Origin of the sequence: Duganella sp. Root336D2, assembly GCF_001425005.1 — a bacterium.
Lineage (GTDB): Bacteria > Pseudomonadota > Gammaproteobacteria > Burkholderiales > Burkholderiaceae_D > Rugamonas.
Map to the genome: position 1 here is coordinate 820,669 of NZ_LMDB01000012.1, position 14,916 is coordinate 835,584.

At 62.1% G+C, this 14,916-nt stretch carries 13 protein-coding genes; 9 read left to right on the forward strand and 4 right to left on the reverse strand.

The window, feature by feature from the left end; all coding sequences use genetic code 11:
- Positions 1–26 precede the first annotated feature (26 nt).
- Positions 27–1,157, forward strand: a complete 1,131-nt coding sequence (gene coaD / locus ASD07_RS13930; RefSeq protein WP_055930948.1) for a pantetheine-phosphate adenylyltransferase — start codon at positions 27–29, stop codon at positions 1,155–1,157.
- Here the strand turns inward: coaD and ASD07_RS13935 are convergent.
- Together ASD07_RS13935 and ASD07_RS13940 are read right to left on the reverse strand one after the other, a co-directional pair.
- The gene (locus ASD07_RS13935; protein ID WP_055930951.1) at positions 1,140–1,331 is read right to left on the reverse strand and encodes a hypothetical protein; all 192 of its coding nucleotides are present in this window, start codon (positions 1,329–1,331) and stop codon (positions 1,140–1,142) included. The two genes, coaD and ASD07_RS13935, sit on opposite strands and share 18 nt — an antisense overlap.
- Positions 1,332–1,538: 207 nt before the next feature.
- Positions 1,539–3,914 (reverse strand): TonB-dependent siderophore receptor, encoded by a 2,376-nt coding sequence (locus ASD07_RS13940; RefSeq protein ID WP_055930954.1) that lies wholly within the window; start codon positions 3,912–3,914, stop codon positions 1,539–1,541.
- Between the two features lie 221 nt (positions 3,915–4,135).
- Here ASD07_RS13940 and ASD07_RS13945 point away from each other — a divergent pair, with 221 nt between their 5' ends.
- The 4 genes from ASD07_RS13945 to ASD07_RS30145 are packed head-to-tail and all read left to right on the forward strand — an operon-like array spanning position 4,136 to position 9,545.
- A complete protein-coding gene (locus ASD07_RS13945; RefSeq protein WP_055930957.1) occupies positions 4,136–7,288 on the forward strand; it encodes an error-prone DNA polymerase in 3,153 nt (1,050 codons plus the stop codon).
- Between the two features lie 38 nt (positions 7,289–7,326).
- On the forward strand, positions 7,327–8,226 hold the full coding sequence (locus tag ASD07_RS13950; RefSeq protein ID WP_156397990.1) for a hypothetical protein: 900 nt from the start codon (positions 7,327–7,329) through the stop codon (positions 8,224–8,226).
- On the forward strand, positions 8,216–9,094 hold the full coding sequence (locus ASD07_RS13955; protein WP_055930963.1) for a hypothetical protein: 879 nt from the start codon (positions 8,216–8,218) through the stop codon (positions 9,092–9,094). Before ASD07_RS13950 ends, ASD07_RS13955 begins: the two co-directional genes overlap by 11 nt.
- Complete coding sequence (locus tag ASD07_RS30145) at positions 9,087–9,545, forward strand: GNAT family N-acetyltransferase (protein WP_229207155.1); 459 nt, start codon at positions 9,087–9,089, stop codon at positions 9,543–9,545. The genes ASD07_RS13955 and ASD07_RS30145 overlap by 8 nt, the downstream gene beginning before the upstream one ends.
- Here the strand turns inward: ASD07_RS30145 and ASD07_RS13965 are convergent.
- Positions 9,542–9,976: a PRC-barrel domain-containing protein gene (locus tag ASD07_RS13965; RefSeq protein ID WP_055930967.1), complete on the reverse strand. Its 435-nt coding sequence runs from the start codon at positions 9,974–9,976 to the stop codon at positions 9,542–9,544. The genes ASD07_RS30145 and ASD07_RS13965 overlap by 4 nt on opposite strands.
- Before the next feature lie 136 nt (positions 9,977–10,112).
- On the opposite strand from ASD07_RS13965, the gene ASD07_RS13970 reads away from it, so the two are divergent.
- The 4 genes from ASD07_RS13970 (at position 10,113) to ftsB (ending at position 14,371) form a co-directional block, all read left to right on the forward strand.
- A complete protein-coding gene (locus tag ASD07_RS13970; protein ID WP_055930970.1) occupies positions 10,113–11,774 on the forward strand; it encodes a CTP synthase in 1,662 nt (553 codons plus the stop codon).
- Positions 11,771–12,625, forward strand: a complete 855-nt coding sequence (gene kdsA / locus ASD07_RS13975; RefSeq protein ID WP_055930973.1) for a 3-deoxy-8-phosphooctulonate synthase — start codon at positions 11,771–11,773, stop codon at positions 12,623–12,625. Before ASD07_RS13970 ends, kdsA begins: the two co-directional genes overlap by 4 nt.
- 105 nt (positions 12,626–12,730) lie before the next feature.
- Positions 12,731–14,014, forward strand: coding sequence for a phosphopyruvate hydratase (gene eno, locus ASD07_RS13980; protein ID WP_055930976.1), 1,284 nt, complete (start codon positions 12,731–12,733; stop codon positions 14,012–14,014).
- Between the two features lie 48 nt (positions 14,015–14,062).
- The gene (gene ftsB / locus ASD07_RS13985; RefSeq protein WP_055930980.1) at positions 14,063–14,371 is read left to right on the forward strand and encodes a cell division protein FtsB; all 309 of its coding nucleotides are present in this window, start codon (positions 14,063–14,065) and stop codon (positions 14,369–14,371) included.
- Here ftsB and ASD07_RS13990 read toward each other — a convergent pair.
- The gene (locus tag ASD07_RS13990) at positions 14,368–14,883 is read right to left on the reverse strand and encodes an energy transducer TonB (RefSeq protein WP_162246557.1); all 516 of its coding nucleotides are present in this window, start codon (positions 14,881–14,883) and stop codon (positions 14,368–14,370) included. The two genes, ftsB and ASD07_RS13990, sit on opposite strands and share 4 nt — an antisense overlap.
- Between the last annotated feature and the right edge of the window lie 33 nt (positions 14,884–14,916).

A 14,916-nucleotide genomic window follows, 5' to 3' on the forward strand; every position in this document is an offset into this window, starting at 1 on the left:
GTCGTTTTTGACAATCGGAGCAGGGCATGCGGAAGATCGGTTTCTCGGGGACGCTGGATCCCATCACCAACGGCCATATGTGGGTGATTGGCGAAGCGCGTTCCCTCGCGGAGGAAGTGGTGGTCTTCCTGTCCGAGAACTCCACCAAGGCGCCTAAATTCTCGGCCGAGGAGCGCAAGGCCATCGTGCTGGCCAGTTGCGCCGAGCGTGGCTGGGGCAATGTCAGCGTGCAGATCGTCAAGAGCGAATACACGGCGCGCGTGGCCAAGCGCAACGGCGTCGATTACCTGATCCGCGGCATCCGCAGCACCGCCGATTTCGATTACGAAAACCTGATCCAGCAAACCAATGTGGAAGTGATCGGCGGCGCCAAGACGCTGTTCGTGATGCCGCCGCGCGACCTGGGTTCGGTGAGCTCCAGCTTCGTCAAGGCGCTGGAAGGCCCGGTAGGCTGGAACTGGACCATGAAGAAATTTGTTCCCGCGCCGGCGTACAAGGCGTGGATCCTGGCCTGGCTGCGCAAGGAGTGGGACAGCCTGTGGCGCGAACGCCCGCATGCGGCCGACTGGTTCGAGCGCGTGACCGGCGAGGTGGCCTACGGCGGCGCCGGGCGCCATTACCACAACCTCGACCACCTGGTGCACGGGTTGGCCGAGATCCGCGCCTGGGCCGCCAATACCGGCGCTGCGCCGGCCGACGTGGCCCTGGTCAAAGCCGCCTTCTGGTTCCACGATGCCGTGTATGCCCATGGCGCCGGCGAGGTATCGAATGAGGAAGCCAGCGCCCGGATGTGGCTGGGCAGCGGGCTGGAGCCGGATGCAGTGCGCGCCGACGAGGTGGCGACCCTGATCCGCGCCACCGACCACTTCCAGGGCGGGGCCATCGTGCACCCGCTGAAGGACAGCATGCTGTCGGTGGACCTGGCCATCCTTGGCCAGGAGGCCGAGGTGTACCAGGCCTATGCGCGCGGCATCCGTGCCGAATACGCCCATGTGCCGGAAGGGCGCTACAACAGCCAGCGCGCCCAGGTCCTGGCGCATTTGCGCGGCAAGGCTGAAGCGGGCACGCTGTTCGCTGACCCGTTCTTCACCGAAAACTACACTGCCGCGGCGATTGCGAACATGGGCGCCGAGTTGGCGCTAATTTCGAAGGGGTAAGGGAAGCGCGAGGTCGCGCCAGAAGCATTCCACTTCCTCCAGTGCGTTCGCTTTGGCGCACTTTTCGGAAACGGCGCTGAGGATGAATTCTTCCGCCGACATTTGCTCTACCGGCGCCCATTTGGCGATTGCGGAAATAACGTCGCCAGCCAGGTGAATCGTCATTGCAGCCATATGACCTCCTCCGAGTGGGTTGTGATTCCACATTGCATCAATTGACCGGACGAGACTTTGCGCTATATCAAGCCATACGCAAGAGCCCGTGTCCCGCCATGGGGTCACACCGGTTTTGAGACACGGGCTCGGCCGTCTTGCAGCAGAGCCCGTGTCTCATTTCGAGTGTGACCCCATGGTGGGACACGGGCTGGGCCGTGGCGGCGCTTAGAACTTCAAGTGCAGGCGTGCGAAGTAGGCTACGCCGTTCAGGCCGAATTGCACGCTCTCGTACTTGAAGCCGTTGTCGGTTTCCAGCGGGTCTTGCGGCGTCGGGTGCACGTCGAAGATGTTGGCGGCGCCGAAACTCAGCTTGGTGGTCTTGTTGAAGGCGTAGGTGAAGCCCAGGTCGGCCGAGGTCTTCGCTTCATATTTCTGGTTCGGCACGCCTGCTGCGGTGCCGCTCCAGGTGCCCAGGGTTTGCGGGCCGAAATGGATGATCTTGAAGTTGGTCTCCAGCGCGCCGGTCGCGTAGTCGAAGCCCAGCGTGGCTTTGCGGCGCGGGCCGCCCTGTTCCAGGAACAGGCGTTCACGCTCGGACAGCAGCACGTCTTCGAAGCCTTGCAGGGCGGCCGGGGTGTGGATGTCGGTCACCTCGGTCTTGCTGAAGTTCATGGCCAGGAAGGTGGTCAGCTTGTTGCCGAACAGGGTCGCCTTGTGCGAGGCGGTCAGGTCCAGGCCCTGGGTCTTGGTGTCGACCGAGTTGACGAAGAACTGGGCGGCGCCCACCCCCAGCGTTGCCAGCTTGGCGGCCAGGGCCGGGTAGTTGTCCTCGTTGAACTGGCCGGACAGCACGATGCGGTCCTTGATCTTGATGTGGTACAGGTCGGCGGTCACCGACAGCGCGTCGTTCGGGGTCCAGGTTGCGCCCAGCGTGTAGCTGCGCGACTTCTCTTCCTTCAGCGGATCGAGGCCGGCGATCTTGCCGACCGGGCCCACGGCGGGGCTGATCGAGATATTGGTGGCGACACCGGCTACGAAGTCGGTGTAGGTCGAGGAGAAGTAGGCCTGCTGCAGCGACGGCGCGCGGAAGCCGGTCGAGGCGGAGGCGCGCAGCAGCACCGGATCGGCCACGCGGTAGCTGCCGGCGATCTTGCCGGTTACGGTGGAGCCGAAGTCGCTGTATTTCTCCCAGCGCAGCGCGCCCTGCAGCTTGGTGTTCTTGTTGAGGTCCGCTTCCAGGTCGAGGTAGGCGGCGCTGCTGTGGCGCTTGGCGCTGGTGGCGTCGGCCGGCTGGAAGCCGGGGAAGCCCTGGCTGCCGGCATTGCCGCCGCCGGCGCCGTCGGCGTCGATGTAGGAGCCCGGCTCGCCGGCGAAGATCTTGTATTTCTCGGCGCGGTACTCGGCACCGAATGCCACGTTCAGGCCATCGCCCGCCACGCCTTCGAAGTAGCGGTTCATGTCGAAGTTGGTGGTCGACTGCTGGAACGAGAAACCGCCCGCGTCGAAGTGGTCGGCGCTCACGCCCTTGCCGCCGTTCAGCAGGTCAAGGTTGGCGATCGACGCATTCAGCGTGTTGCTGATGTCGTATTTCAGGCGGTTGTAGCCGTAGGTCTGCGACAGGTCGGCATTCCATTCGCCGACCTTCTGGCGGTAGCCGAAGATCGCGTAACGGTCGTCCATGTCGCCATTGATGAACGGGACGAAGCCGTTCGGGTACATGGCGACCGAGTTCTTGGCCGGGACGTCGGTGTCGGCATTGCGGGCAAAGGCGCCGCTCGATGCGTCGCGCTGCTGCACGCCGCCGGTGAAGTAGACGCGGCCCGGACCGGCCGGGATTTCGCCGTTGACGTACAGCGTCTTGTTCCTGGTCTTGGAGTCGCCGATGATGCGCGGGTTGCCTTCTTCGGCGCGGTTGGAGCGGCCGCGGTCCAGGAATTCGCCGGTGATGCCGACAGTGCCGCCGGCGACCGCGAAGCCGCAGTAGGCCGAGGCCAGCCAGTTCTTGCCGTCGCCCGCGCCATACTGGCCGTAGCCGACTGCCGATTCGCAGCCCACGTTCTTTTTCAGGCCGATGTCCATCACGCCGGCAATCGCGTCGGAACCATATTGCGCGGCGGCGCCGTCGCGCAGCACTTGCACGTCCTTGATCGCCATCACCGGGATGGCGTTCATGTCGGTACCGGTTGCGCCGCGGTTGCGCGCGCCGAAGATGTTGACCAGCGAGGAGGTGTGGCGGCGCTTGCCGTTCACCAGCACCAGGGTCTGGTCCGAGCTCAGGCCGCGCAGCGCGGCGGAGTCCACCAGGTCGGCGCCGTCGGCGCCGCTCTGGCGCGTCGAATTGAACGAAGGCGAAATGAAGGTCAGGGTTTGGGCCAGGTCGAACTGAGCGCCTTGTTCGGAGGCCTTGCTCAGGGAAATGACATCGACCGGTGCTACGGTATCGGTAAGGGAACTGGTGGCGCGGCGCGAGCCAACCACGTTCACCACGGTCATGTCGCTGGAAGAGGATTGGGTTTGTGCTGCTACAGGCAGGGCGGACAGGGCACCGGCGCCATACAGCGCGGTCAGGACGGCTTTACGCAGAATCGAATGACTTGACAATTTTTTGCTCCTAGGAAAAATTGTCTTTGATTCTAGCCGAACTACATTTATGCAGCGTTCACAAATGACAAGTTTACGTTGCAACCACGCCACGCCCGGTGCTGCGGATCATACGTATTCGGCAGCGCCGCCGATCAGGACCTGGCCGCCGTCGAGCCTGGTGCGCAGCAGGGCATGACAACGGGGTGGCGCGGTGGGCTGGAAACGGTGTAGAATACTGTATGGATATACAGTTATCGCGCGCCGGGCTGCCCGCCTATGCGGAGCTGTTTTGCCTGACAAACTTTTCATTTTTACACGGCGCCTCCCATGCTGAAGAGCTGGTGGAGCGCGCGGTAAAACTCGGCTATAGCGCGCTGGCCATCACGGATGAGTGTTCGCTGGCCGGCGTGGTGCGGGCGCATGGCGAGGCCAAGCAGGCTGGCCTGAAGCTGCTGATCGGCGCCCACTTCCACCTGACCCATGCCGACGGCAGTCCCGCGCTTTCGCTGCTGGCGCTGGCGACCAACCGCAATGGCTATGGCAACCTGTCCGAGATGATCACCCTCGGCCGCATGCGCGCCGGCAAGGGCAGTTATGAGCTGCATCCGGACGATTTCGCCAACCCGCCGCCTGAGCGCGAACATTTGCGCGGCCTGCCGGATTGCCTGCTGCTCCTGCTGCCGGAGTACCCGGCCGAGGTGGAGCGCCTGCACCGGCAGGCATCCTGGGTGGCAGCCACCTTTGGCGAACGCACCTGGCTCGCCACAACCATGCTGGGCCGCGCCTTCGACGAAGCGCACGGCACGGCGATCGAGGAAGTCTCGCTGCAGCATGCCTTGCCGATGGTCGCCGCCGGCCACGTGTGCATGCACGTGCGTTCCCGTAAGCCGCTGCATGACACGCTGACGGCGGTGCGGGTTGGCAAGCCGGTCAGCGAATGCGGTTATGAACTGGGGCAGAACGCCGAGCAGCATTTGCGTTCGCGCCTGCGCCTGGCCAACGTCTATGCGCCGCAAGTGCTGGAAGAAACGGTGCGTATTGCCGGTCTGTGCCAGTTCTCGCTGGAAGAGCTGCGCTACGAATATCCGAACGAGTTGATCCCGCCGGGGCATACGCCGTCCAGCTTCCTGCGCCAGGAAACCTATATCGGCGCCCACCGCCGCTATCCGGCCGGTGTGCCGGCCAATGTGCAGAAACAGATCGAGGAAGAGCTGGCGCTGGCGGCGCAACTGAAGTACGAGTATTTTTTCCTGACGGTGTACGACATCGTGCGCTATGCGCGCTCGCAGGAAATCCTGTGCCAGGGGCGAGGCTCGGCCGCCAATTCGGCCGTCTGCTACTGCCTTGGAATTACCGAAGTCGATCCCGCGCTCGGCAACAGCGTAGTAGGGCGCTTCATGTCGATCGAGCGCGATGAGCCGCCCGACATCGACGTCGATTTCGAGCACCAGCGCCGCGAGGAGGTGATCCAGTACATCTACCGCAAATACGGCCGCCATCGCACGGCGTTGGCGGCGACAGTCATTTGCTATCGCACCAAGAGCGCGCTGCGCGATAGCGGCAAGGCGCTGGGCGTGGACCTGGAAATCGTCGAGAAGGTCGCCAAATCGCACCGCTGGTTCGACCGCAAGCACGAGCTGATGGAGCGCTTCGCAGAATGCGGGCTGGACCCGGAATCGCCGGTGGCGCACCAGTGGGCCCATCTGGTGCTGCAATTCCTCAGTTTCCCGCGCCATTTGTCGCAGCACGTGGGCGGCTTCGTTATTTCGCAGGACAAGCTATCGCGCCTGGTTCCAATCGAAAACGCGGCCATGGAAGATCGCAGCGTGATCCAGTGGGACAAGGACGACCTGGAAGAACTGGGCTTGCTGAAGGTGGACGTGCTGGCGCTGGGCATGCTGTCTGCGCTGCGTCGCGCCTTTGACCTGGTCAGCGTGCGCCGCGGTGAAATCTTCACCATGCAGGACGTGCCGCGCGAAGATCCCGCCACCTACGAAATGATCTGCCAGGCCGACACCATCGGCGTGTTCCAGATCGAATCGCGGGCACAAATGAGCATGCTGCCGCGCCTGAGGCCGCAAGTGTTTTACGACCTGGTGATCGAAGTCGCGATCGTGCGGCCCGGACCGATCCAGGGCGGCATGGTGCACCCCTACCTGCAGCGGCGCATGGGCAATGCGAAGGTCGACTACCCGCCGGGACTTAAGAAAGCGCTTGGCCGCACGCTGGGCGTACCGATCTTCCAGGAGCAGGTGATGCAGGTAGTGATCGACGCTGCCGGCTTCACGCCGGGCGAAGCCGACCAGTTGCGGCGTTCGATGGCTGCCTGGAAGCGCAAGGGCGGCCTGGAAAAATACCAGCCGCGCATTGTGTCGGGTATGGTGGATCGCGGCTATGACGAAGCTTTTGCGCTGCAGATATGCCAGCAAATCCAAGGCTTCGGCGAGTACGGCTTCCCCGAATCGCACGCGGCCAGTTTTGCATGGCTGACGTATGTGAGCTCATGGATCAAGTGCCACGAACCGGCCGCCTTTCTGTGCGCACTGCTGAATAGCCAGCCGATGGGCTTCTATTCGCCGTCGCAACTGGTGCAGGATGCGAAGCGGCATGGCATCGAGGTGAGGCCGGTGGATATCACTTCCAGCGGCTGGGAATCATCGCTGGAAGAACGTGGGGGCGAAGGGCAGCCTGCGGTGCGGCTTGGCATGGCGCTGCTGCGCGGCATGCGGGCTGAAGCCGCACTGCGCATTGAAGAGACGCGCGCGATCAGGCCCTTTGCCAGCGTGACTGAACTGGCGCGGCGCGCCGACCTGGATCGTCACGACCTGCAAGTGCTGGCCGGCGGCAATGCCTTGCGCTCGTTGGCGGGCAACCGCCGGCAGGCGCTGTGGGATGCAGCGGGCGCGGTGCCGGACAAGGATTTGCTGCGGCCGACCGAAATGGAGGAGGAGACTCCGCAACTGGTGCCGCCAACCGAGGGCGAAGAAATCCTCGGCGACTACCGCTCGCAAGGCTTGACGCTGGGACGCCACCCGCTGGCGTTGCTGCGCCCCGCGCTCCTGGCCAAGCGCTTCCTGCCGGCCGATGTGCTGAACACCTTCAGCAACAACCAGCTGGCGCGGGGCGCCGGCATCGTCACCGGCCGCCAGCGGCCCGGCACCGCAAAGGGCGTGCTGTTTGTCACCATCGAAGACGAGACAGGCTACGTCAACGTGATCGTCTGGCCCGACCTGGTGGAAAAATACCGGCGCGAAGTGCTGGGCTCTTCATTGCTCGGGGTGTACGGCGTGTGGCAGCAGGAAGGCATCGTGCGCCACCTCGTCGCGCGCCGCCTGGTCGACTTGTCGCACTTGCTCGGCCGCCTGCCAACGGCCAGCCGCGACTTCCAATAAGGACAAGATGGCGCGCCCGTGAGTTTTGATGACAATGTGTGCGGGTCGGTGGTGATAAAATTTTTTGCATGAATGGAAAATTAATAGCACTTCTTGCTGTATGCCTGCTCGCTGCTTGCCAACGAACCCCCGAAACCAGACCGGCTGCCCAGAAAGACGTGGCAGTTGCCGCTCCCGAAGAAGAACAGGATCTTGAGAAAGCCTTGACGCGTGCCGTGTTCGGCAACGCCGCGCTTGTCAACGGCCGCGAGGTGCTTGGCTTTAAAGATCTGGGGCACGGCAAGGCGGCGCTGGTTATCAGCGAAATTCCTCAAGGCAGTCCAGAGCCCGGTATGCGCGATATGGCGCTGCAGGCGACCATCAGCGCCTTCCTGCTGGATAAGGTTGATGGGAAATGGACTGTCACCCGGCGGCACGAATCGATCGCCGACATGGGCAGCAATGGCAATGCCGGAGAATTGACCTGGGTGACGCTGGGTGCCGGCAAGCCTGGCTTTGCGATCGTCGACGAGAGCGGCAACCGTGGCCAGTCGGTGAAGTCGCTGGCGCTGTTCGACCTGACAGCGAAAGACATGCGCGCCCTGGCAGGCAAACCGGTCCTCGTCCATTCGGACAATGACGGCGACTGCGAAGGCGAACGCCCGCATTGCTGGAATATCAGCGGCGAATGGCGCCTTGTGCAGAACCAGGGGCAGGCCTATGCGGACCTGGAGATCGCCTTCAGCGGCGTCGTTGAACAAAGGTCGGAGGAGGCTAAGCAAAAAGCCGACGCGCTGACAGATGCCGCCGGTGCCGAGCCGTCCTATGACGAATACCTAGCCGCCCTTGGCCCGCGCGACCAGCGCAAAGTCAAATCAACAGCGCGCTACGCTTTGAGCGAGAAGGGCATTCGCCTCGCCAGCGGCGAAAATCCTGCGGAGACATCAGATGGCGAATAAATGGGTAATGTTTGGCGCAGCGCTGATGCTCGCTGCCTGCAGCAAAAAAGCGCAGCCGCCGGCGCTTGGCGAGCCAGCGTCGGCATCAGCGACAGCGGTGGCGGTGGAAGCGAAGCAGGTGGTCGACCCAAAGACCGCCCGCATGATGGAGCTTCTGCGGGCCGTATATGGCGACAAGGCTGCGCACGAAAACTACCTGGACGTTGAGCTGCCGGATGTGGAAAAGCGCGACGAACTGAGCCTCTATCGCCTGGAACCGGTCGCAATGCGCGAACTGCCGGATGGCCGGGTCGTCGTCGTTGCCAATGCGCAGATGGTGGATACGAATGGAGAGGCAATGGCTTACCACGTCACGACCGGCCTGCTGAGCGCCTACATCCTCCACAAGGAGGCAGGCCAATGGAAGACCGATGCGCGTCACGAGAACGTTGCATCACTTGGCTCCAGCGGTACCTTTGGTGAGGTGGAGTGGGTCACGCTGGGTGAAGGCAAGCCGGGATTCATCGTGCAGCATGGCGGCATCTGGCAGGGTTATTCGATCAACCTGATCTCCGTATTTGACCTTGCAGATGGCACCTTGCACGACCTGGCTGGCGACCTGTCGCTGTCTTCGGAAAACGAGGGCGCTTGCGGGGAGGAAACCTCGCATTGCTGGTCGGTCGACGGTAAATGGAAATTCGAAAAGCGCGAAGGCGCGCCATATGACGACTTGGTGCTGCACTTTACCGGTTACGACGAGGAGCGTGCCGAGAGCGCGCCGGAAACAGAATCGCGCAAGCGCAAGGACGTAAGCGGCATGGCGCGCTACAAATTCGATGGCGGCCGCTATGTGCTGGTCGAGGGAGAGAACATTGTTCCGGGTGTTTGAAATCCGGCCAGCAGTAGCGGACGACGCTTCGGCGATCAGTGCGCTGATCCTGTCGCTGCAGCCCTACCTGACCATTGAGCCGGATGGAAGCGGCGCCGAAGAATTCCTGGTATCGCTGTCGCCCGATATCATCCGCCGCAACCTGCAAGACGAAGCCTACCGCTACCAGCTCGCCTTCGACGGTGAGGCGCTGGCCGGTGTCGTTGCAGTGCGCGACAACGCGCACCTGTTCAGCCTTTACGTCGGCTCGCCGTGGCACGGGCAGGGCGTCGGCAAGCGCTTGTGGGAGAGCGCCCGCGCTGGCGCGCTGGCGCGCGGCAATGCGGGCAACTTTACCGTCAATTCATCCACCTTCGCCGAAGGAATGTACCGCCACCTGGGCTTCACGGCTACCGGCCCGGTGGCGGAAATGCATGGGATACGCTTTATCCCGATGCGCCTGGAGCTTTAACGAGAGCTCTGGTCAAGGTGGCTTGGACCGCTGGTCGAGCTGCTGGTGCCGTAGAAATTGTGCAGCTCAGTGGCCCAGGTCTGGTTGGCCATATCCGGCCAATGGTTCTTATCGAAGCCGGGCGCCTGTTCGATGCGCTCCTTGTCGATATTCAGCGTCATGCGGTGGTTGGATGTGTCGAGCGATAGCGCTTCGAACGGCACCGCAAACAGTTTCTCGCCGATGCCCAGCACGCCGCCGGATGCCATTACCACATAGGCGATGTGACCGGTCTGCATGTCGAGCATGATCTCCTTGACCGTGCCCAGGTGTTCATTCTGCAGGTTATGGACATGGTCGCCGATCAGGGTGTCCGCGCCCATCAGGCGGGGACCTGGGCCCTGGTGGCCGGTGTCGACATAGTTGCCATATTCGTCGCGATCAAGACTCATGGTGGCCTCCTGTTGAAATAAAGTCATTGTTGCTGCTTGGCGGGGCAGGGGTCTGTTCGGTGCCGCACGCATTTGCTTCCAAAATGAGCTATAATTTCAATTTCCCGCTGCGCGCCTTCACGGCGCCGATCTCGCAATGACCAAATTTGTCTTCGTCACTGGTGGCGTTGTGTCGTCCCTTGGTAAAGGGATTGCCGCCGCCTCCCTCGCCGCGATCCTCGAATCGCGAGGCCTCAAAGTCACCATGCTCAAACTGGACCCGTACATCAACGTGGACCCAGGCACCATGAGCCCAATGCAACACGGTGAAGTTTTCGTTACCGATGATGGTGCTGAGACTGACCTGGACCTCGGTCACTACGAGCGTTTCATTTCCACCCGCATGCGCAAGGTGAACAATTTCACCACCGGCCAGATCTACGAATCCGTGATCCGCAAGGAACGCCGCGGCGAGTACCTGGGCAAGACCGTGCAGGTGATCCCGCACATCACCAATGAAATCCAGGATTACATCCGCCGCGGCGCGGAAGGCTACGACGTCGCCCTGTGCGAAATCGGCGGCACCGTCGGCGATATCGAATCGCTGCCATTCCTGGAAGCCGCGCGCCAGCTGTCGCTGCGCGCAGGCCGCAAGAACTGCGCTTTCGTCCACCTGACCCTGGTGCCGTACATCGCATCGGCCGGCGAGCTGAAAACCAAGCCTACCCAGCACTCGGTACAGAAGCTGCGCGAGATCGGTATTTCCCCGAACGCGCTGCTGTGCCGCGCCGACCGCAAGATCCCGGAAGACGAAGTGGCGAAGATCTCGCTGTTCTCGAACATCGAAGAACGCGCCGTGATTTCGGTATGGGACGTGGACACCATCTACAAAGTGCCGCAGATGCTGCACGACCAGGGCCTGGACGCGATCATCTGCGAGGCGCTGGACCTGAACCCGGCACCGGCCGACCTGTCCATGTGGGCAAAGCTGATCCACAACCTGGAAAACCCGAAAGCGGAAGTGTCGATCGGCATGGTGGGCAAGTACGTCGAACTGACCGAATCCTACAAATCGCTGACCGAAGCGCTGCGTCACGCCGGCCTGCACACCGAGTCGCGCGTGAACATCGAATACATCGACTCGGAAGAGATCGAGAGCAAGGGCACCGCCGAACTGGAAAAGTTCGACGCCATCCTGGTACCGGGCGGCTTCGGCAAGCGCGGCGTGGAAGGCAAGATCAAGGCGGCGCAATTCGCCCGTGAATCCAAGGTGCCTTACCTGGGCATTTGCCTGGGCATGCAGGTTGCGCTGATCGAATACGCGCGCCACATGGCCGGCTTCAGCAAGGCCAACTCCACCGAGTTCGAGCCGGACACCGAGCAGCCGCTGGTGGCCCTGATCGACGAATGGCAGAACGAAGACGGCAAGGTCGAGAAGCGCGACGCCAACTCCGACCTGGGCGGCACCATGCGCCTGGGCGCGCAGACCTGCGAAGTGAAGCCGGGCACCCTGGCCTCCGAGATCTACGGCAGCGTGGTGACCGAGCGTCACCGTCACCGCTATGAAGCGAACAACCATTACCTGGCCCGCGTGGAAGAAGCCGGCCTGGTGGTGGCGGCGCGCACCCCGAACGAGAACCTGTGCGAAATCATGGAACTGCCGCGCACCGGCGCCAATTCGCACCCATGGTATATGGGCGTGCAGTACCACCCAGAGTTCAAATCGACCCCGCGTGACGGCCACCCGCTGTTCACGTCCTTCATCAAGGCAGCCCTGGCGCATAAAGCAGCCGGCACTCGTTTGGAGAATGCAGCATGAAGCTCGCTGGTTTTGAAGCAGGCCTGGACAAACCGTTCTTCCTGATCGCAGGCACCTGCGTGATCGAATCGCGCCAGATGGCGTTCGACACCGCCGGCGCGCTGAAGGAAATGACCGCTGAACTGGGCATCCCGTTCATCTACAAGTCCTCCTTCGACAAGGCCAACCGCACCTCCGGTACTTCGTACCGCGGGCCGGGCATGGAAAAGGGCCTGGAAATCCTGGGCGACGTCAAGCGCGAACTGGAAGTGCCGGTGCTGACCGACGTGCACACCGTGGAAGAAATCGCCGCCGTGTCGTCCGTGGTCGACGTGATCCAGACTCCGGCCTTCCTGTGCCGCCAGACCGACTTCATCACCGCCTGCGCCGAATCCGGCCTGCCGGTCAACATCAAGAAGGGCCAGTTCCTGTCGCCGCACGAGATGAAGAACGTGATCGACAAGGCACGCGCCGCCGCCAGGGCCAAGGGCCTGAACGAAGATAACTTCATGGCATGCGAGCGTGGCGCTTCCTTCGGCTACAACAACCTGGTGTCGGACATGCGTTCGCTGGCCATCATGCGCGAAACCGGCGCACCGGTGGTGTTCGACGCAACCCACTCGGTGCAGCTGCCGGGCGGCCAGGGCGGCTCGTCGGGCGGTATGCGCGACATGGTGCCTGTGCTGTCGCGCGCTGCCGTGGCAGTAGGCGTGGCCGGCCTGTTCATGGAAACCCACCCGGTTCCCGCACAAGCGCTGTCGGACGGCCCAAATGCCGTGCCGCTGGGCCGCATGAAAGAACTGCTGTCCGTTCTGATCGAACTGGATCGCGTCACCAAGAAGGCTGGCTTCCTCGAGTCCAACTTCAACTAAGTCATATCCAAAAGGGCCGCTTTATCTGCGGCCTTTTTTTGGTCACGTCTGTTATTCTTGCAGCAATTTTGCCCCAGATATTTGCTTTAACTTTGGAGAAAACACATGAGTGCAATCGTTGACATCATCGGCCGCGAAGTAATTGATTCGCGCGGCAATCCGACCGTGGAATGCGACGTCCTGCTGGAGTCCGGCGTCATGGGCCGTGCCGCAGTGCCGTCCGGCGCTTCCACCGGTTCGCGCGAAGCGATCGAACTGCGCGACGGCGATGCCAAGCGCTACTTCGGCAAGGGCGTGCTGAAAGCCTGCGAAAACATCAATACCGAAATTTCGGAAGCCATCATGGGCCTGGACGCCAATGAACAGGCTTTCCTGGACCGTACCCTGATCGAGCTGGACGGCACCGAGAACAAGTCCCGCCTGGGCGCCAACGCCATGCTGGCAGTCTCGATGGCTGTTGCCAAAGCCGCTGCTGAAGAAGCCGGCCTGCCGCTGTACCGCTACCTCGGCGGCTCCGGGGCGATGCAGATGCCAGTGCCGATGATGAACGTGATCAATGGCGGCGCGCACGCCGACAACAACCTGGACATCCAGGAATTCATGATCATCCCGGTGGGCGCCCCATCCTTCAAGGAAGCGATCCGCTACGGCGCCGAAGTGTTCCACACCCTGAAGAAGATCCTGCACAAGAACGGCATGAACACCGCCGTCGGCGACGAAGGCGGCTTTGCTCCTTCGCTGGCTTCGCACGAAGACGCGATCAAGCTGATCATGCAGGCAATCGAAGAAGCCGGCTATGAAGCGGGCACCCAGATCGCCATCGGCCTGGATTGCGCAGCGTCCGAGTTCTACAAGGACGGCAAGTACCACCTGGAAGGCGAAGGCATGGTGCTGTCGGCTGAAGAATTCACCAACCTGCTGGCTACCTGGTGCGACAAGTACCCGATCATCTCGATCGAAGACGCGATGCACGAGGGCGACTGGGCCGGCTGGGCGCACCTGACCGGCGCGCTGGGCAAGAAAGTGCAGCTGGTAGGCGACGACCTGTTCGTCACCAACACCAAGATCCTGAAAGAAGGCATCCAGAAGGACATCGCCAACTCGATCCTGATCAAGATCAACCAGATCGGCACCCTGACCGAAACCTTCGCCGCCATCGAAATGGCAAAGCGCGCCGGCTACACCGCCGTGATTTCGCACCGTTCCGGCGAAACCGAAGATTCGACCATCGCCGATATCGCTGTCGGCACCAACGCGCTGCAGATCAAAACCGGCTCCATGTCCCGTTCGGACCGCATGGCCAAGTACAACCAGCTGCTGCGCATTGAAGAAGATCTGGGCGATATCGCTTCCTACCCAGGCCGCGATGCGTTCTATAATCTGAAGTAATTGCAATCCCACCGGCCGGGACTCCCCGGCCGGTTCAGTTTTGACCCAATGCGCCTGATTTCTGTTGCCCTCGCCCTGTTGCTGTTGCTGATCCAATACCCGCTTTGGCTGGGGAAGGGCGGCTGGCTGCGTGTGGCCGAGCTGGAGAAAGAGGTCGCGGCTGCGCAGGAAAAGAATGAAGGCCTGCGCCAGCGCAATGCCAAGCTGGCTTCTGAAGTGAACGACCTGAAAGACGGCACCGGTGCTGTCGAAGAGCGGGCGCGCTTCGAGTTAAGCATGATCAAGCAGAACGAAATCTACGTTCAGATCCTCGGCAAGGACCAGGCCAGGCCGGCCCCCGCCGATGCCCGGCCTTAAGGTCCCATTGTGAACTTGTAGGAGAACGGGTAGTCCATCTTGCATGGCTTGCCGCCGCAAATGGCCGGTTTGAACTTTGTCACCCCGATGACCGATGCGGCGAATTTGGTCATTTCCGGGCTGGGCGAGCCAACCGCTTTCACCTGGATCACCTCTCCATTGCTGTCGACAGTCGCAACCAGATACAGCTCCCCTTCGACCCTGAGCATCGACTGGGCCTCCAGCATGGCAGAATGAACCGGCTTGAGCCCGTAGGCTGGGAAGGGAGGTTCATCCCCCTCGGGCATCGACTCCCACCATGAATGCAGTTCGGCCCGGTCTTCGGCGCTCAGTTCATGATAGCGCTTGTTAACCGCAATCGTTTTGGATTCCATGAGCGTGCGCCGGATATGCGAGTTGACGCCGGGCTCGTCCTCCCTGATGGTGTAATCCGACGGATTGCTTTGCGCCATGCAGCTTGCTGCGATGCCGTTGCCAAGCACAAGGGCGAGAGAACAGATTATTGTTTTCATATCGCGGAGCATAACACTTGCACCTGGCCAACA